At 68.3% G+C, this 17,116-nt stretch carries 16 protein-coding genes; 7 read left to right on the top strand and 9 right to left on the bottom strand.

The window, feature by feature from the left end:
* The first annotated feature begins 44 nt into the window (after positions 1 to 44).
* Entirely contained in the window at positions 45 to 653 is a 609-nt protein-coding gene (locus ACFPJ1_RS06535) for a hypothetical protein (RefSeq protein ID WP_380102027.1), read from the top strand.
* On the opposite strand, the gene ACFPJ1_RS06530 is transcribed toward ACFPJ1_RS06535, so the two are convergent.
* The gene (locus ACFPJ1_RS06530) at positions 622 to 1,539 is read right to left on the bottom strand and encodes an alpha/beta hydrolase (RefSeq protein ID WP_380102025.1); all 918 of its coding nucleotides are present in this window, start codon (positions 1,537 to 1,539) and stop codon (positions 622 to 624) included. The genes ACFPJ1_RS06535 and ACFPJ1_RS06530 overlap by 32 nt on opposite strands.
* A 95-nt stretch (positions 1,540 to 1,634) precedes the next feature.
* Here ACFPJ1_RS06530 and ACFPJ1_RS06525 point away from each other — a divergent pair, with 95 nt between their 5' ends.
* From ACFPJ1_RS06525 to ACFPJ1_RS06515, 3 genes are all read left to right on the top strand, one after another.
* Positions 1,635 to 2,168 carry an EXLDI protein gene (locus tag ACFPJ1_RS06525; protein WP_380102023.1) on the top strand — a complete coding sequence of 178 codons (534 nt, stop codon included), beginning with the start codon at positions 1,635 to 1,637 and terminating at the stop codon, positions 2,166 to 2,168.
* A 156-nt stretch (positions 2,169 to 2,324) separates the two neighbouring features.
* Complete coding sequence (locus tag ACFPJ1_RS06520; protein ID WP_380102021.1) at positions 2,325 to 3,293, top strand: ATP-binding cassette domain-containing protein; 969 nt, start codon at positions 2,325 to 2,327, stop codon at positions 3,291 to 3,293.
* Positions 3,290 to 4,081, top strand: coding sequence for an ABC transporter permease (locus ACFPJ1_RS06515; protein WP_380102019.1), 792 nt, complete (start codon positions 3,290 to 3,292; stop codon positions 4,079 to 4,081). Before ACFPJ1_RS06520 ends, ACFPJ1_RS06515 begins: the two co-directional genes overlap by 4 nt.
* On the opposite strand, the gene ACFPJ1_RS06510 is transcribed toward ACFPJ1_RS06515, so the two are convergent.
* Complete coding sequence (locus tag ACFPJ1_RS06510) at positions 4,078 to 4,785, bottom strand: pyridoxamine 5'-phosphate oxidase family protein (protein WP_380102017.1); 708 nt, start codon at positions 4,783 to 4,785, stop codon at positions 4,078 to 4,080. The genes ACFPJ1_RS06515 and ACFPJ1_RS06510 overlap by 4 nt on opposite strands.
* A gap of 67 nt (positions 4,786 to 4,852) precedes the next feature.
* On the opposite strand from ACFPJ1_RS06510, the gene pdxR reads away from it, so the two are divergent.
* Entirely contained in the window at positions 4,853 to 6,214 is a 1,362-nt protein-coding gene (pdxR, locus tag ACFPJ1_RS06505; RefSeq protein ID WP_380102015.1) for a MocR-like pyridoxine biosynthesis transcription factor PdxR, read from the top strand.
* A gap of 1 nt (position 6,215) precedes the next feature.
* On the opposite strand, the gene ACFPJ1_RS06500 is transcribed toward pdxR, so the two are convergent.
* From ACFPJ1_RS06500 to arfA, 6 genes are all read right to left on the bottom strand, one after another.
* Entirely contained in the window at positions 6,216 to 7,118 is a 903-nt protein-coding gene (locus ACFPJ1_RS06500) for a glycoside hydrolase family 43 protein (RefSeq protein ID WP_380102013.1), read from the bottom strand.
* An 83-nt stretch (positions 7,119 to 7,201) separates the two neighbouring features.
* Positions 7,202 to 9,442, bottom strand: coding sequence for a family 43 glycosylhydrolase (locus ACFPJ1_RS06495; protein ID WP_380102011.1), 2,241 nt, complete (start codon positions 9,440 to 9,442; stop codon positions 7,202 to 7,204).
* Positions 9,443 to 9,468: 26 nt separating this feature from the next.
* Positions 9,469 to 10,296 carry a carbohydrate ABC transporter permease gene (locus ACFPJ1_RS06490; protein WP_380102008.1) on the bottom strand — a complete coding sequence of 276 codons (828 nt, stop codon included), beginning with the start codon at positions 10,294 to 10,296 and terminating at the stop codon, positions 9,469 to 9,471.
* Positions 10,293 to 11,174 (bottom strand): carbohydrate ABC transporter permease, encoded by an 882-nt coding sequence (locus ACFPJ1_RS06485; protein WP_380102006.1) that lies wholly within the window; start codon positions 11,172 to 11,174, stop codon positions 10,293 to 10,295. The genes ACFPJ1_RS06490 and ACFPJ1_RS06485 overlap by 4 nt, the downstream gene beginning before the upstream one ends.
* 59 nt (positions 11,175 to 11,233) lie before the next feature.
* Positions 11,234 to 12,562 carry an ABC transporter substrate-binding protein gene (locus tag ACFPJ1_RS06480; protein WP_380102003.1) on the bottom strand — a complete coding sequence of 443 codons (1,329 nt, stop codon included), beginning with the start codon at positions 12,560 to 12,562 and terminating at the stop codon, positions 11,234 to 11,236.
* Positions 12,559 to 14,061: an arabinosylfuranosidase ArfA gene (gene arfA, locus ACFPJ1_RS06475; protein WP_380102001.1), complete on the bottom strand. Its 1,503-nt coding sequence runs from the start codon at positions 14,059 to 14,061 to the stop codon at positions 12,559 to 12,561. The genes ACFPJ1_RS06480 and arfA overlap by 4 nt, the downstream gene beginning before the upstream one ends.
* Before the next feature lie 173 nt (positions 14,062 to 14,234).
* Between arfA and ACFPJ1_RS06470 the strand changes: the two genes are divergently transcribed.
* Positions 14,235 to 15,236: a LacI family DNA-binding transcriptional regulator gene (locus ACFPJ1_RS06470; protein WP_380101999.1), complete on the top strand. Its 1,002-nt coding sequence runs from the start codon at positions 14,235 to 14,237 to the stop codon at positions 15,234 to 15,236.
* Between the two features lie 9 nt (positions 15,237 to 15,245).
* On the opposite strand, the gene ACFPJ1_RS06465 is transcribed toward ACFPJ1_RS06470, so the two are convergent.
* Positions 15,246 to 16,397 carry an FAD-dependent oxidoreductase gene (locus ACFPJ1_RS06465; protein ID WP_380101997.1) on the bottom strand — a complete coding sequence of 384 codons (1,152 nt, stop codon included), beginning with the start codon at positions 16,395 to 16,397 and terminating at the stop codon, positions 15,246 to 15,248.
* A 107-nt stretch (positions 16,398 to 16,504) separates the two neighbouring features.
* Between ACFPJ1_RS06465 and ACFPJ1_RS06460 the strand changes: the two genes are divergently transcribed.
* Positions 16,505 to 17,116 carry a TetR/AcrR family transcriptional regulator gene (locus ACFPJ1_RS06460; protein ID WP_380101995.1) on the top strand — a complete coding sequence of 204 codons (612 nt, stop codon included), beginning with the start codon at positions 16,505 to 16,507 and terminating at the stop codon, positions 17,114 to 17,116.

The raw sequence follows: 17,116 nt of genomic DNA, 5'->3' as shown, positions 1-17,116 counted from the left end.
GGCAGGGCCGGATCCCCGGCAACGGAGACGGGGAGGGTCTCACGATGTTCGTTCAGGTCATTCAGGGGCAGGTAGCAGATGCCGAGCAGGCGCATGCCGCGCTCGATCGGTGGGTCGACGAGCTGGCGCCCAACGCGGCCGGCTGGCTTGGCACCACAGCAGGTGTCACCGACGACGGCCAGCTGATCGTGCTGGCCCGCTTCGAGTCGGAAGCGGCGGCCCGGCGCAACAGCGAACAGCCGGACCAGGACAAGTGGTGGGGCGAGATGTCGTCGCAACTGAGCGGCGCGGCCACCTTCCACGACAGCGACGACGTGGTCACCGATGTCGTCGGCGAGCCGGACTCGGCCGGCTTCGTCCAGGTGATGCAGGGCCAGGGCAACAATCCGGACCGGGCCCGTGAGCTGATGAACACCGACCAGGACAAGTGGGCGGCCTTCCGGCCGGACATCGTCGGCACGATGGCCGCGATGTACGGGGACGGCGAGTACACGATGGCGATGTACTTCACCTCCGAGGCCGAGGCCCGGGTGGGCGAGCAGAAGGAACCACCGCCGGAGCTGAAGGCGCAGATGGACGAGCTCAACGCGATGTCCACCGGCATGCCGACCTTCTACGACCTCAAGCACCCCTGGCTCTACTCACCCCGCTGAAGAGGGTGGTCAAGCGGGCTGCGAAGTCCGCGGGGAACTCGTGGGTGAGGCCGGGGACGCGCTCGATGCTGAGTCCGAACTCCGACAGCCGCTCGCCGGCCTCGTCCACAACCTCCAGCAGCTCATCGTCAGTGCCGATCACGATGCTCGCCGGCGACAACGGACCCTGAGCTTCCGCCGGCAGTTCCCGCAACGCCGGAGCCAGTACTACGACGCCTGCCGCGGGCTCGGGTCGTCCCGTCAGAGCCCAGTCCAGCGCCACCCGCCCACCGGCCGAGAACCCGGCAGCGATCAACGGCAGCCCGCGGAGTTCCTCGGGAAGCTGCTCCAGCGCCCGACCCAGATCCCGCTCGGCAGCTTCCTTGTCAGGCCAGGTCCGGTACATCGGCGACATCAGCCGCGACGACTCCACCCCCACGAGCGCGAAGCCGAGCTCGAGCACCCCGGCCCAGTCCCTCATCGCATGCGAAGCCCGCTGCCCGGCTCCGTGCAGGGCCACCACCACTCCCCGTACGCCGCCGCCGTCCCGCGGGCGGGCGACCAGAGGTGGGTCTTCGACGGTGATCCGACGGTCGCGGGAGAGCGCGACCAGTTTCTGGAAGCCGGGGAGAGCCTGGAGGTCGGCCAGGTCGTCGTCCTCGGTGAGGATCGACTCCTCCCACCAGGCGCCGGCGTCACTCGCCTCCTGGAGGACCCCGAGCGCCTCGGCCGCTTCGCCGATCGACCCGAGCAGGCAGGCCCGGAGGTGGGCCAGCTCGGCCGACCACGGGCCGAGCTCGGGATCCACGTCCGCCATCAGATCGAGAGCCAGCGGCTGCAGGCCCTCCTCGTACAGGGCGGAAACACGGTCGATCAGGCGGTCGTAGCGTGCCTCGGGAGTGTCCATCCGACGATCCTGGCAGGCTTGGTCGAGGTTCGTCGCAAATATATGTAGACATCTACGTAGTCGCCTACGTATAGTTCTACGTAGGAGGAGAGACCATGCCGAACAAGACGATCTACGTTTCCGACGACGACCTGGCGCTGTACAAGCGGGCCCAGGAACTCGCCGGCAACCTGTCCCAAGCGATCTCCATGGCGCTGCGGCGGTATGTGGAGATGGAGGAAGGCCGGCTCGAGGGCTTCGAGGAGATCACCGTCCGGGTCGGGCGCGGAACGGGCCGCCAGCAGCGGTTCTCCGGCGTCCTGATCGCCGAGGGCGGCCGCTCGAACAAGAACGGTTACGAAGCCTTCAAGGTCTACCGCAGCCGGACCGGGAAGTTCGTCCTGCATGCCGACCGGCGCCAGCAGTACAGCAGTGTCACCACCGTCGACGGTGAGGAGCAGAACTTCACCGGCTGGCGGAGCTGGATCGGCAGCCTTGCCACCAACCAGACCTGGAGCATGGCGCAGGGCGAAGCCACCCTGCACATCGTCGAGACGGTCGAGGAACTGCGCGAGCTGATCCCGGCCGACCTCTACGCGATGGTCGAGGAGGCGGCTGACCAGCCCGCCGTGGAGGACCTCGACATCTGACCTTCCGCCACCCACCAACTGAACACCGCTGATCCCACCAACGGCGGCTCGCAGCCCGAGCCCGGCCGGCTGGATCGGCACGCCCTGAATCTCCTCCTCCAAGTCCCTTAGGCCACCTGGGTCAGGTTCACCCTGCCCGAAAACAAGCGAGGAACCATGAACAGCTCAATCCCGGCGATCGACGTCCGCGGGCTGCACAAGTCCTACGGCGACAAGCTCGTGCTCGACGGCATCGACCTGAACGTTGCCGAAGGCACCATCTTTGCCCTGCTCGGCCCGAACGGCGCCGGCAAGACCACGGCCGTCCAGATCCTGTCCACCCTGATCACCGCCGACGCCGGCGAGATCCGGGTCGCCGGGCACGATCTGCACAGCGACCCCGAAGCGGTCCGCGCCGCGATCGGCGTCACCGGCCAGTTCTCCGCGGTCGACGGTCTGCTGACCGGCGAGGAGAACCTGATCATGATGGCCGACCTGTACCACCTCGGCCGCGGCGAGGGACGCCGCCGGGCCGCCGAACTGCTGGAGCAGTTCGACCTGGTCGAGGCCGGCAAGATGCTGGCCATGACGTACTCCGGCGGGATGAAGCGCCGGCTCGACCTCGCGATGACGCTGGTCGGGAGCCCGCGGATCATCTTCCTGGACGAGCCGACGACCGGGCTCGACCCGCGCAGCCGGCACCGCATGTGGCAGCTCATCCGTGAGCTGGTCGCCGGTGGCGTCACGGTCCTGCTGACCACGCAGTACCTGGACGAAGCGGACCAGCTCGCCGACCAGATCGCCGTACTGGACCACGGCAAGCTGGTTGCCCAGGGGACGCCGGAGCAGCTGAAGCGGCTGGCACCGGGTGGACACATCCGGCTCCGGTTCAACGCGCCGGAGGAGTTCGCGCTGGCCGCCCAGGTGCTGCCGTCGGCCGCCCGCGACGACGAGGCCCTGGTCCTCCAGGTGCCGAACGACGGCAGCGTGCACTCGCTGCAGGCCCTGCTGGCCCGGATCGACGACGCCTCCCTCGAAGTGGACGAACTGACCGTCCACACCCCTGACCTCGACGACGTGTTCTTCGCCGTCACCGGTCAGCCGATCGCCAACGAGAACACCGACGAGAAAGTGACGAGCAAATGAGCACCGTTTCCTACCCGATGTCCGACACCGCCACGATGCTGCGCCGCAACCTGCGGCACGCCCAGCGCTACCCCGGCCTGTCGCTCGGCGCCCTGGGGATGCCGGTCATCATGCTGTTGCTGTTCGGCGTCGTCTTCGGCGACACCTTCTCAGCCGGTATCGGCGGGGAGAGCGGCTTCGACTACATCGACTTCCTCACCCCGGGCATCCTGCTGATGTCCATCGCGTCCGGGACGATGTCGCCCGCGGTCGGTGCGGCGATGGACGTGAGCGAGGGCATCGTCGCCAGGTTCCGGACGATGGCGATCTTCCGGCCGGCCGTTCTGACCGGGCACGTGCTGGGCAACGTGATCGTGACGACCGTCAGCCTGGCCCTGGTGGTCGGCTTCGCCATCCTGCTCGGGTTCCGCCCGAACGCGTCGCTTGGGGACTGGCTGCTGGCGAGCGGGTTGCTGATCGCACTGACCTTCGCCCTCACCTGGTTCGCGATCGCCCTCGGCTTGAAGAGCAAGACCGCGGAGGGGGCGAGCAACATCGTCCTGCCGATCAGCCTCCTGCTGCCCTTCCTGAGCACCACCTTCATCCCGCTGGAGGCGATGCCGAGCGGCATCCGCTGGTTCGTCGAGTACCAGCCGTTCACCATCATCATCGACACCCTGCGCCACCTGCTGCTGGGCATGCCGATGGACAGCGGCAACGGCTGGCTCGCCATCGCCTGGTGCGTGGCCATCGCGCTGGTCGGCTACGTCTGGGCCCAGAAGAGCTACAACAAGGGAACTGCAGCCTAAGAAGTTGCACCGAGCAGGTTCGCCCTGGTCCGGACGTGGGCCGGGACCAGCAGATCGCAATCGTCGTTGGTGACAGGTTCGCCGGCCACGACGCGGAGCGGGATCACACCAGTCCAGTAGGGCAGGTCGAGATCCTGCTCCTCGTCGTTGGCGGCACCGGCTCGCGTCTTCACCGAGGCCTCGGTGAGCGACAGCGCCAGCACTGACGTCTTGGCCAGTTCCTTCCGGTTCGGCGGCCGAACCGCGCTGGACCTTCCGGGCACCAGGTGGTCGACGATGCGGTTCAGGCCGTGCAACTTCTCCTCCGGGTCGGTGACGAGGCGCGGTACTCCGAAGATGACCGCGGACCGGTAGTTCACCGAGTGGTGGAAGGCCGACCGGGCGAGCACCAGCCCGTCGGTGTGCGTGATGGTGACGCAGATCGTCTGCTCCGGCGCCGCGACCACGCTCCGCGCGGCCACCGAACCATGCAGGTAGAGCGTGCCGTCCGGCCCCGCGTCCAGATCCACCCCGTACGCCGTCGGCAGCACCAGGGGGTATCCGTCGACGATCACGCCGAGGTGGCAGAACATCCCGTCGGTCAGGACTTCGGTCAGCGCCGCGCGGTCGGAGGCGGCGCGCTCTTTCGACCGGCGCAGCGAGGACCGGTCCGTCGGCTGGAGCGGCGTGGCGGTGACGGGGGCTGTCGCGGCGAAGGTGGTCATGGATTCAGCGTGGCGACTCAATGGCATGCTGGCACGGTCCATTCACCGACGAATCAGGTAGTCCACTTTGGACAGCTCGCTGCCACTGGTCGTCAGCCGCGACGGCGCCGGCCCGCTCCACCTGCAGTTGGCCGAGCAGTTCCGCGCGGCCATCCGGGATGGGCGGCTCCAAGCCGGGCACCGGCTGCCGTCCACCCGCGACCTGGCGAAAGAGTTGTCGGTGTCGCGCTCGGTGGCGCAGTCGGCGTACGACCAATTGCATGCTGAGGGCTGGATCGCGGGGAAGACCGGCTCGGGCACCTACGTCGCGGACGTAGTACCGCTGCAGCCGGCTCAGCGGGTGGCGCGACCACCGCAGCCGGAGGCAGAGGGACTGCTGACGTTGCGGCCGGGCATCCCGTTCATCGGGGCCGAGGCTGATCCGGGGTGGCGGCGGGCCTGGCGTGAGGTGTCGACGCAGGTCCCGGCGCGGGGGTACGACCATCCGGCCGGGCTCCCCGCCCTGCGAGCGGCTTTGGCCGAGCACGTGGGACGCGTACGTGGGATCGCGTGCGGACCGGAGAACCTGCTGATCACCAACGGCACCACGCATGGGTTGCGGCTGCTCCTGGCGGTAACCCGTACCGTGGGCGACCGGATCGCGATCGAGGATCCGGGCTACCTGAACGCCGTGACGGCGGCCCGCGATCATCTACTCGGGGTTGTGGACATCCCTGTGGATGAAGACGGTCTGCGGGTCACCGAGCTTGGCCCGAACCTTGCCGCTGTCTACGTCACGCCGTCGCACCAGTATCCGCTCGGCGGCCGGCTACCCGTTGCCCGACGCAACGAACTGATCCGGTGGGCGCGCCGCACCGGGGCGACCCTGATCGAGGACGACTACGACAGCGAGTTCCGGTACGACGTCGCGCCACTGCCCGCGCTCGCCCAGCTCGACCTCGACCGGGTGGTCCATCTCGGCACGCTCTCGAAGATGCTGAGCCCGTCGCTCCGGCTGGGCTGGCTCGTCGCCTCGTCCTCGGTGGTCGACCGGCTCGCCGACCATCGCGCCGAGTCGGGGGACTGGCCGGGCTGGCCGATGCAGACCGCCCTGCTCGCCATGCTCCGCGACGGCTACCTGGACCAGGTCGTCCGCCGCTCCCGCCGCCTGTACGCCGAGCGCCGCAACCACACCTGCTCGGTACTGGCGCCGTACGGGCAGATCGTCGGGCAGGACGCCGGGCTCCACATCACGCTGGTGCTGCCCGACTCCACAGACGACCAGGCGGTCGCGGCGAAGGCCCGGGCGGCTGGGGTCGTCGTTGCCCCGCTGTCGGAGTACCGCCGGTCGATCGCCGGTCCGCCGGGCCTGGTTATCGGCTACGCCACCCCGTCCACCGAGGATCTCGACCGTGCGCTGCGGATCCTCGCCGGCGTACTCGACAGCTGACTCAAGGCTTCGCCGGGTTGTCCCGCAGGGGCGGCTGGACCTTGGGGGTGTCGCCGTCCCAGGTGAGCTCGGACAGCCACATCGTGCGACCTGGTGGATCGACGCCGACCAGCGCGGGATCCCAGGCGTGGTACACGAACCAGTACCGGTCGTCCTTGACCAGCACCATGTTGTGGCCGGGCCCCGCGGCGTCGGCCGAGGTGGTCAGCATCGGGTCGCCGGTCTTCGTGCAAGGACCGGCGGGAGTCTCGCAGAGCGCGTGGCCGACGGCGTAGGTGTCCTTGTCGTAGGCATTCGCCGAGTAGAAGAGGTGGAACTTCCCCTCGCGCTCGACCAGGTACGGCGCCTCGACCAGGTTGCCCTCCCACGGCAGCGTCTGCTTGATCAGCCGGGTGGTCTCGCCGACCAACGAGAGCCCGTCGGGCGACAGTCGCGAGACGTAGATCCAGGTGTCGACGCCGATCGCGTTGCCGTCGTTCTTCCAGTAGAGCCAGCGCTGTCCGCTCGAGTCCTGGAACGGGCTCGCGTCGATCGAACCACCCTCAGCTGCCTGACAGATCAGGGGTTTGCTCGACTTGTCGACAAAGGGACCTTGTGGCTTCGAGGCGACGGCGACCCCCACACACTGCCGGTGCGACTCGTTGTCATCGGTCGTGTAGTACATGACGTACCGATCAGGGCCATGTACTGCGACCTCAGGCGCCCACACCTTGCCCGCCGTGGTCCAGTCGGGCAGCGACGGCAACGCGTCACCCACCTGGTCCCACGACACCAGATCCGTCGATCGCAGCGTCTGGATGTTGCCGAGCGGCCCGTTCGTGGCGAAGGCGTAGTAGCCGTCGTCCACCGCGATCACCTGGGGGTCGGCGAAGTTGCTGTCATAGACGGGGTTCGTGAAACCCATGGTTGCTCCTTCAGCGGCGCCGCCGGAGTCGCCACAGCCACCGAGAACGATCAGCAGCAGTAGCAACCCCGGCCAGCGCATCATCACTTGGTCGCGTAGAACCGCAGGTAGTCGAACGTAGCCACCGGCGGCGGGTTGGACCCGGTCTGGTCGCCGTGCGCGTAGAGCCCGAGCTTGGGAGTCACCCCGGCCGGCAGCACCCAGGACGCGCCCCAGGTCCACTTCTTGCCGTCGATGCTCGTCCCGGCTCGGTACACGTGCTCACCGGCCGCGTTGCGGTTGTAGGCGAGCCGCATCCACATCGTCGGCGCCGGTCGCCCGATCGCCGCACCGCCGTAACTGGTCGCTCCGTCAGACGACCGCGCCACCAGTTCCCGGCCGAACTCGGTCTGCCGGGTCCGCCAGATCGCGACGTCACCCAACCGGGCGAAGTCGTCGTCGTTCAGATACGCGATCATCCCCGCCTGCTGGTAGTTGCGGATGTCGTTCTCGCCGAGATCGAGGTGCAGCTTGGTCTCTGCGATCCACTTGTCGCCGGTGGGGACCTGGTGAAAGAGCAATCCGGCGTTGTTGCCGGACCCCACCAGGTCGGTGTTCTGCAGCGGCCACGACAACTTGCCGTCCGCAACAACCGCGTTGGCGTCGGGGCGTACCCAGGACCACCCGGCGTCGAGCCCGCCGGCGGAGAACTCGTCACCTGCCAGGAGCTTGCCCGCTTCCGGTACGACGGCCTCACGGCGTACGGGGTCTGCCACAGAGCGCACGGTGAGGTTGTCCAACTCGGCAGAGCCCAGCCAGCTCACCGGCGCCGATCGCACCTTCAACCCCAGTACTGCGAGTCGCGCCTCGGCGTAGACGTCACCGAGCCCGGCATCGTTCACGCGAGCGGTGACGGTGGTCCCGGCGACCTGCACGCTGAGGTTGTTCCACTGCGAGCGGTCGAAGTCGGCAGGCAGGGCCGCGGTGGCAGTACGCCCACCAGCCACGATCGTGATCTTGCTGCCGCTGACAGTGGCGACCACTGCGCCGCCACCGAGAACAGCGGTGAAGCTGTTCCCCAGTCTCACGTTCGCCTCGACCCGGACCGAGCCGCCGGGCGCGGCCTGCTTGGTCGTCGCCGCGCCTCGGATTGAAGCAGTAGGACCACCAAGCGAGTCACCAGCCAGCCTGGTCGCGCCCCGGAGGCCTCCGGCGGGATCGGTCGAGTTGATCCCGGCCGTTGAACCGGTAGTCGGCGCGGGCTGCGGGCTGTCGGACGGGCCGAGCCCGGCGCGGGTCCGCGGCCAACCGTCGATCCAGTCGATCCGGTCGATCAGCATCGGCCGCCGGTTGATCCCGAACGGGTCGGTCAGCCAGGGCGTCCCGCGGTCGATCGCGTGGTAGACGATGTGGTCCTGTCCGGCGGCGTCGGTGATGAACGCGTGGTGGCCCGGACCGATCCACTTGTTGCCGTTCTGGGTGATCACCGTGGTGCCGCCGACGCGGGACTCGTTCAGGTCCGCGCCGTCCTTGTCCAGGAACGGCCCGCGCGGCGACTTCGACCGGCCGGCGAAGACGGAGTACCCGGTGGTCGGGCCCGCGCAGCAGTTCATCGACGAGCCCATCAGGTAGTACCAGCCGTCACGGTAGACGACGTACGAGCCCTCGTAGCGGTCGCCGATCGTCACCTGGGTCGGGGTGCCGACCGAGTGCAGGCCGTCCGGCGAGAGTTCGGTGACGGAGATGCCGCCGTAGAAGCCGCCGGTGTAGAGGTAGCGCTTGCCGTCGGCGGCGGTGAGCATGGCCGGGTCGATCGTGCCGAAGTAGCCGCCGTTGCCGTCGGGCTTCGGTGCGACCACCGGACCGTCGGTCGCGGTCCACGGGCCGGCCGGGGTGGGTGCTGTCGCCACACCGATCGCGGGATCGCCGCCAGGGTTCGCGGCGGTGTCGGTGACGGTGAAGTACATGACGTACCGGCCGCCGAAGTACCGGATGTCGGGAGCCCAGAAGAACGAGCCCGGTGCGGCCCACGACGGCTTGGTGCTGTCGTCGAAGACCGTACCGAGGTACTCCCAGGAGCCGAAGTCCTTGGTCCGGGCCATGTGCATCAGCCCGAACGGCCCATTGGCGACGAGCGGGTCGGAGGTGGCGTAGGCGTACCAGTAGCCGTCGCGGCCCTGGATGATCGCCGGGTCCGCGAACGTGTCGGCGAACGAGGACGAGATCGCGTTCTGGGTCGTGACGGGTTGCGGCTCCGGCGGCGTGGCGGCAGCGGCCGTAGTACCGGCTGCCACCGTCGCCACGGCGACTGCCGCGGCCAGTAGTCGCTGGCGGTTTCGAGGCACGGGCGGGTTCCTCTCAGAAGGTTGGGTCAGCCTTTGATGCCGCTGTTCGCGACACCTTCGATCACATAGCGCTGGACGAAGATGTAGAGGATCAGGACCGGCACGGACGCGACGGTCGCGCCGGTCATGATCACCGGGTAGTCGGTCGTGTAAGCGCCCTGCAGCAACTTCAGTCCGGGCTGCAGAGTGAGCCGTTCGGGGGAGAAGAGCACGTAGAGCGGCCAGATGAAGTCGTTCCAGTTCGCCAGGAACGACAGCACCGTGAGGGTCGCGAGCGCGGGCTTGGCGTTCGGCAGGATGATCCGGGTGAACACGGTCCACGCGTTCGCGCCGTCGATCATCGCCACCTCCTCCAGCTCCCGCGGCAGCGCCAGGAAGAACTGCCGCATGAAGAACACCCCGAAGGCGCCGGCCGCGCCCGGGACGACGAGCGCCCAGAGGGTGTCGAGCCAGGACAGCTGATCCATCAGCAGGTAGTTCGGCATCAGGAACACGAACCCCGGCACGAACAGCGTCAGCAGGATCACCCCGAAGATCGCCTTCTTGAACCGGAACTCCATCCGGGCCAGCGCGTAGCCGGCCATCGACGCCACCAGTACGACGAGCCCCGCGTGCAGGCTGGCGGCGACCAGCGAGTTGAAGAACCACCGGAGCACCGGGTTCTGCCCGCCGGTGGTCAGCACCTCGCCGTACGCGCGGCCGGTCGGGCTCTCCGGCACCAGCGTCGGCGGCGCCTGCTGGGACTCACCGATCGACTTGAACGAGGTGATCACCATCCACAGCAGCGGCGCGACGAAGACCACCGTCAGCACGATCACCAGGATCCAGAAACCCACCGACGGCCGGCGCTTCATGATTTCCGCTCCCTCAGCAGCGCGAAGTTGATCAGCGACACGATCGCCAGGCAGGCGGCCAGCACGTAGCTCATCGCCGTCGCCTGACCCATCCGGAACTGCGACAGCCCGGTGTCCACGATCACCATCAGCGCGGTCCGGGTGCTGTCGCCCGGCCCGCCCTGGGTGACCAGTACCGACTGGCCGAACATGTTGGCGCTGGCCAGCACCGTGATGGTCACCACGAAGGTGAAGACGGGCCGCAGCCCCGGCATCGTGACGTGCCGGAACTGCTGCCAGGTGTTCGCCCCGTCGAGCGCGGCCGCCTCGTACTGGTCGACCGGGATGTCCTGCAGCCCGGCTAGGTAGATCACCGCGTTGAAGCCGATCGTCCACCACACCGTCATGCCGACCAGCGACACGAACGCCCATGGCTGGTCGTTCGTCCAGCCGATCTCCGCGACCCCGAAGACGCCGAGGAAGGCGTTCAGGATGCCGAAACTGGTGTCCAGGATGTAGCGGAACATCAGCCCGACCACCGCAACCCCGAGCACGTACGGCGCGAAGTACACGGCGCGGAAGAACGTCCGGCCCGGGAACTTCCGGTTCAGCAGCACAGCCAGACCGAGCGGCAACGTCACCAGGAACGGCACCGACGCGATCGTGAAGATGGCCGTCGCCCGCATCCCGTGCCAGAACGGCTCGGCGGTGGTCGACAACGGGTCGAACAGGTCCTTGTAGTTCTGCAGCCCCACGAACGGCTTGCCAGGCAACTGGAAGTCCCAGTCGTGCAGGCTCATCCACAGGCCGAAGATGGCCGGCCCGACCACGAACAGCAGGAACAGCACCAGGTACGGCGCGAGGAACAGGTAGGGCGTGGCCCATCCGTATCCCCGCACCGCGCCGCTCCGCCGTCTCGCGCTGGAGCGGGGAGCGGCGACGGCTTCCACCGCCACGGTCAGGCCCCGTACTTCTTGCGGTTGGCCTCCAGGATCTTGTCCGCCCGGGCGGACGCGTCGGACAGCGCCTTGGCGGGCTCGACCTTCAACAGCACGGCCTCGTTGACGGCCTTGTTCAGCTCGGCCAGCGCGTCACCGATGCCGGGCACCGGCGGCGGGAAGTGCAGGTCGTCGATCTGGGTGGCCAGCGCGGCCTGCTCCGGCAGCGCCTTGAACTCGGCGGACTCCCGGACCTGCTTGCGGGCCGGCACCTGACCGCCCTTGGCCCACTCCAGCGACTTCTGGCTGACGTAGTTCACGAACACCCGGGCCGCGGTCGACTTGTTCTGGTCCGGCGTCTTCAGCTTCGGCAACACGAACTGGTGCGAGCCGGCCCAGGCGGCCTTGGTGCCGCCGATGTTGGGCAGCGGGGCCACGCCCCACTCCAGGCCCTTCTTCTCCTTGAACGTGTTGATGTTCCAGATGCCGTTCCAGACGAAGGCGTTCTTGCCGTTCATCACGGCGATGTTGTCCGCGTCCTGGGCGACGTTCTTCGGGCTGTGCCCGTTCTTCACCAGGTCGCTGAACCAGGACAGCGCCTTGACGCCGCCCTCCTCGTGCCAGGTCGCCTTGGAGGAGTCCGAGTTGAACAGTTCGCCGCCGAACTGCCAGAGCAGCGCCTGCACGCTGAGCACGCCCGTGAACGGGAACGGCGTCGCCCAGTGGCCCTGAATGCCCTTGCTCTTGAAAGCGTCCAGTGCGGCGGCGTACTCGTCGGCGTTCGTCGGGGGCTTCGCCGGGTCGAGGCCGGCCTTCGTCATCACTGCCTTGTTGTAGAAGAAGCCCAGCGGGTGCACGTCCAGCGGGATGCCGTACCGCTTGCCGTTGTACTCGCCGGCCTTCCAGACGACGTCGGAGAAGTCCTCCTGCTTGAGCTCGAGCGCCTTCGCCACATCGTCCAGCGGCTCGATCACGTTGCGCGCGGCGTTGGTGGCGAGCGAGTCGACGTGCATGATCGCGACCGCGGGACCGCGTCCGCTGCTCACCGCGGTGGGCAGCTTGGTGTAGTAGTCGGCCCACTGCATCACGGTCATCTTGACCTTGATGTTCGGGTTCTCGGAGTTGAACTGGTCGACGATCTTGCGCATGTACGGGCCGTCACCGCCGGTGAAGCCGTTCCAGAAGTCGAGCTCGACGTTCGGACCGTCGTAGCCCTTCGCGCCGCCGTCGCCGGTCGCGGGCGCCGCGCCCGGCTTGCCGGCCGAGCCCTCGCCGCAACCGACCAGGACGCCTGCCGCGCCGAGTGCGCCGATCCCGCCCAGCACTAGTCGCCGGTTGATGGTGTTCACCGTGTACCTCCAGGAGAGAGCCTGATCATGTGCCACGAAGCAGGGGGCAACGTGGCCGTGCAGATGTCGTTGGTGACCTCGGTGCCGTCGATCCCGCGAGGGACCACCCGGTCGGGGTCTTCGGCGGTGTTCACCGCACTCCGGTCGTCGTCGTACAGCGCGACGTGCTCGATCACCTGGAGACCCGGCTGCACGGGAACCTCCAGGTCGACCTTGTCGGTCTCGCTCCGGTTGACCACGAAGATCACCACCTCGCCGGTGCTCTCCTCGTACGTCGCTGTGCTCCAGAGCGCGGGGATCCGCCCATAGGCCGGGGTGTCCACCTCGGGCCCGGCGATCTCGGTCCGCAGTACGGTCGAGCCGGCGTGCTTCGCGGTGAGCGCGAACGGGTGGAAGATCGTCTGCCGCCAGGCGGAGCCGCCGGGGTCGGTGCGGATCGGGCCGATCACGTTCACCAGTTGCGCCAGGCAGGCGATCTTCACCCGGTCGGCGTGCCGGAGCAGAGTGATCAGCAGGCTGCCGACCACCACCGCGTCGTCGACGGTGTAGGTGTCCTCGATCAGCGGGCTCACCTCGCGGATGTCGAGGCCGAGCTCACCGGGGAAGCGCTGCTGGTACCAGACGTTCCACTCGTCGAACGACAAGGTGATCTCCTTGTCGCTGCGCTTGATCGCCTTGACGTGGTCCGCGGTGGCGACCACCGAGCTGATGAAGCGGTCCATCTCCTCGGCGGCCGCGAGGAAGCTGGCCTGGTCGCCGCCGATCGGCTCGTAGTACGCGTGCAGCGAGATGTGGTCGACCAGGTCGTAGGTGCGCTCGAGGACGGTGCGCTCCCAGTCGCCGAAGGTCGGCATGTGCCGGTTGCTCGAGCCGCAGGCGACGAACTCGATGCCCGGGTCGACCCGGCGCATCGCATTCGCGGTCTCCTCGGCGAGCCGGGCGTACTCCTCGGCGGTCTTGTGGCCGATCTGCCAGGGACCGTCCATCTCGTTGCCCAGGCACCACACCTTGATCGCGTGCGGCTCGGTCGAGCCGTTGGCCACGCGGCGGTCGGGCAGTTCGGTGCCGCCCGGGACATTGCAGTACTCGAGCAGCTCGACGGCCTCCCGGATGCCACGGGTGCCCAGGTTGACCGCCCAGATCGGCTCGACACCGGCCTTGCGGGACCAGGCGACGAACTCGTCGGTGCCGAACTGGTTGGGCTCGATCGCACGCCAGGCGAGGTCGAGCTTGCGGGGCCGGTCCTCCTTCGGGCCGACGCCGTCCTCCCAGTCGTAGTTCGAGACGAAGTTGCCGCCGGGGTAGCGGACCGCGGTGACTCCCAGTTCCCGGACCAGGTCGAGCACGTCCTGGCGGAAGCCGTCCGGGTCGGCCGACGCGTGCCCCGGCTCGTAGATGCCGGTGTAGACGCAGCGGCCCATGTGCTCGACGAAGGAGCCGAACAGGCGCCGGTCCAACGCACCGACCACGAAGGCGGGATCGACCGCGAGACGTGCCACTGAGATCCTCCAGGAGATCTTTACAACGATTAACCCGGATTTCTACAACGATTGACATCGCTTGTAAAGGGGTGACCATTGACCCAGGTGGTCTTGTCGCCGTGCTGTGACCGAGCCACCCACCGGGATCGGCATGACACACTCGGCGACAGAACGGGTGGAGGGGAGTTCGGATGGCGACCAGACTGAGCGACGTGGCGGCGCGGGCCGGCGTCTCGGTGAAGACGGTGTCCAACGTCATCAACGACTACCCGCACATCACCTCGCAGACCCGGGCCAAGGTCGAAGCGGCGATCGCTGCGCTCGACTACACGCCGAACGTCAGCGCCCGCTCACTGCGCAAGGGCCGCTCCGACTTCATCGCGCTGGCCATCCCGGAGATGGCCTCGCCGTACTTCGCGGAGCTGGGCGCGGCGATCAGCCGGGCCGCCAAACGGCGCGGCATCACCGTGCTGATCGACCAGACCGAGGGGGAGGCCGCGGCCGAGAAGCTCGTCCTGGACGGCATGCGCGGCCAGTTGATCGACGGCATCATCTTCTCGCCGATCACCACCGCGCCCGCGAAGATCGGCCTGGCCGACACGGCGAAACCCCTGGTCCTGCTGGGCGAACGGCACGCGGGCGGTCACTTCGACCACGTCGCGGTCGACTCGGTGCAGGCCTCGTTCGACGCGACCACGCACCTGATCTCGATCGGCCGGCGCCGGATCGCCGCGATCGGTGTCGGCGGCGGTGCCGGTACGGGAACCGTACGGCGCAAGGGATATCGCAAGGCGCTGAAGGCCGCGGGACTCGAGCATGACCCCGCGCTGGAGCTGGCCGGTACGGGGTATCACCGCGACGACGGCGCCGCCTCGATGCGTGAGTTGCTGGCGTTGCCGGAGCCACCCGACGCCGTGTTCTGCTTCAACGATCTGCTCGCGCTCGGTGCGCTGCGGACTCTCGCGGACGCGAGGTTGTCCGTGCCGGGCGATGTCGCGGTGGTGGGCTTCGACGACATCGAGGACGGCCGGTACCACTCGCCGTCGCTGACAACGATCTCGCCGGACAAGGAGTGGCTCGCGGAGAACGCGGTCGGCGTACTGCTGGACCGGATCGCCGGAAATGGTGAGGCCGACCGCCGCGACCTCACCGTCCCCTACACCTTGCAGATCAGGGAATCCACCAGCGGCTAGCGAGGTCCCTCAGCGGTGGATGGCCGAGAGCTGCTTCGAGAGACCGCGACGGAACGCCGGCAGGTGCGACAGCAGGTGGAGGCCGATGTTGCGGATCCGCCGGATGCCCGCGGGGGCAGTGGCCAGCCGGGTCAGCCGGTGGGCGAAGGAGACCACCCGGACGGCCTCGGCGCGGCTGACGGTCGCGTACTCGTCGAGCAGCTTCTCGTCACCATTCTTGAGCGCCTCGGAGAGGGCGTCTCCGAGTGCGACCGCATCGCGCAGGCCGAGGTTCATGCCCTGGCCGCCCGCCGGGCTGTGTGTATGGGCCGCGTCGCCGGCCAGCACGATCCGCCGGTCCCGGTAGCGATCGGCGACCCGCTCGTGGATCCGGAATCGCGATCCCCAGACCACTTCGGTCACCGCCGCGCGCTTGCTCTGCGGACCGCGGACATCGAGGAGCTGCTGGGCGTACGCGAGGTCCGGGTGTTCCGGCGCCTCCTCGACCTCCGCGACGAGCCGGAAGGAGCCGTCGGGCAGCGGGGCGACGACGAGCATGCCGGGAGCGGAGAAGTACAGCAGCACCTGGTCTGTCGGCAGACCACTGTCCACTCGGACGTCGACCAACGTGAAGTTCAGCGCGAGAGCGTCCTTGTGGTCGTACCCGAGGCCGGCCAGATCGCGGATCTTGCTGTTCATCCCGTCGGCGGCCACGACGTACTGCGCCTTGATGGTGTCACCGCTGTCGAGAGTGACCTCGGCTCCGTCGGCAGTCTGGGTCACCCCGACAGCGGAGTACGGACGGTGCACCGAGCCGCCGAGCTCCTCGAGGCGTTCGAGGAGCACCTGCTCGGTCAGGTACTGCGGGAGCATTAACACGTAGCGGTAGTTGGTCGGCAGTTGGTCGAACCGCACGGGAACCAAGGTGCGGTCGCCGTCGCGGATGTCGAACCGCTCGGCATGGATGCCGAGCTCGGTGAGCCGCTGGGCGACGCCAACCTGCTCGAGCATCTCCAACGTCCGCGGATGGATGACGCACGCCCGCGAGGTGTTCGCTCCAGCCGCCAGCCGGTCGACCACCACGACCTCGTGCCCGCGACCCACCAGCGAGGCTGCCACCGTCAGCCCCACCGGCCCGGCCCCTACGACGACGACCTCGGCCCGTTCCGGAATCCCACTCATCAGAATCTCCTTCCTGCGAGGTCAACACGTGTTGGCCAACGCTTGTTGACTTCGACTGTAAGTCGCCCCGCTGGCCAAGTCAACACCTGTTGACCTACGGTGGGGGCATGACCGAGACAGCAGCGGAGCCCGCCGGGGGGCGGCGTTCGGACCGGACCCGGGCGGCGATCCTGACGGCGGCCCGGGAGCGGTTCGCGGCCGACGGGTACGAGCGCGCGACGATCCGGGCGATCGCGGCGGACGCGGCGATCGACCCGGCGATGGTGATGCGCTACTTCGGCAACAAGGAGAAGCTCTTCGCCGCGGCCGCTGAGTTCGACCTGCGGCTGCCTGATCTCAGTGCGCTGCCCCGCGAGGAGCTCGGCGCGGCGCTGACCAGCCATTTCCTGGACCGCTGGGAGGGCGACGAATCCCTGAAGGCACTACTCCGGGCCAGCGTCACCAACGAGGTGGCCGCCGACCGGATGCGCGAACTCTTCGCCGCCCAACTAGGCCCGACGATCGCAAAACTGTCCACCTCGACCGCGTCGGCCGCCGATGCGGACAGAGCGAGCTCGGTCGACGTGGCGACGAGGGCCGGGCTGGTCGCGACCCAGGCACTCGGCTTCGCGCTCTGCCGGTACGTCCTGGCTCTACCGCCCGTCGCGAACCTCTCCCGCGAAGAAGCAGTCGCCTGGCTCGGCCCCACGATCACCCGCTACCTGACCGGCACCCCGTAG

This window comes from Kribbella qitaiheensis (assembly GCF_042657745.1).
In the GTDB taxonomy this organism is placed as follows: Bacteria; Actinomycetota; Actinomycetes; order Propionibacteriales; family Kribbellaceae; genus Kribbella; species Kribbella qitaiheensis.
The sequence above is the reverse complement of the archived record's forward strand: the minus strand, read 5'-3'. Positions and strand labels throughout refer to the sequence as shown.

Bases quoted from the DNA above. Each gene is read 5' to 3' on its own strand.
- ACFPJ1_RS06500 (WP_380102013.1), bottom strand. From the start codon at position 7,118: ATGGGTTTCACGAACCCCGTCTATGACAGCAACTTCGCCGACCCCCAG.
- ACFPJ1_RS06520 (WP_380102021.1), top strand. From the start codon at position 2,325: ATGAACAGCTCAATCCCGGCGATCGACGTCCGCGGGCTGCACAAGTCC.
- ACFPJ1_RS06530 (WP_380102025.1), bottom strand. From the start codon at position 1,539: ATGGACACTCCCGAGGCACGCTACGACCGCCTGATCGACCGTGTTTCC.
- ACFPJ1_RS06515 (WP_380102019.1), top strand. From the start codon at position 3,290: ATGAGCACCGTTTCCTACCCGATGTCCGACACCGCCACGATGCTGCGC.
- ACFPJ1_RS06535 (WP_380102027.1), top strand. From the start codon at position 45: ATGTTCGTTCAGGTCATTCAGGGGCAGGTAGCAGATGCCGAGCAGGCG.
- ACFPJ1_RS06525 (WP_380102023.1), top strand. From the start codon at position 1,635: ATGCCGAACAAGACGATCTACGTTTCCGACGACGACCTGGCGCTGTAC.
- ACFPJ1_RS06470 (WP_380101999.1), top strand. From the start codon at position 14,235: ATGGCGACCAGACTGAGCGACGTGGCGGCGCGGGCCGGCGTCTCGGTG.
- ACFPJ1_RS06460 (WP_380101995.1), top strand. From the start codon at position 16,505: ATGACCGAGACAGCAGCGGAGCCCGCCGGGGGGCGGCGTTCGGACCGG.
- ACFPJ1_RS06510 (WP_380102017.1), bottom strand. From the start codon at position 4,785: ATGACCACCTTCGCCGCGACAGCCCCCGTCACCGCCACGCCGCTCCAG.
- ACFPJ1_RS06490 (WP_380102008.1), bottom strand. From the start codon at position 10,296: ATGAAGCGCCGGCCGTCGGTGGGTTTCTGGATCCTGGTGATCGTGCTG.
- ACFPJ1_RS06465 (WP_380101997.1), bottom strand. From the start codon at position 16,397: ATGAGTGGGATTCCGGAACGGGCCGAGGTCGTCGTCGTAGGGGCCGGG.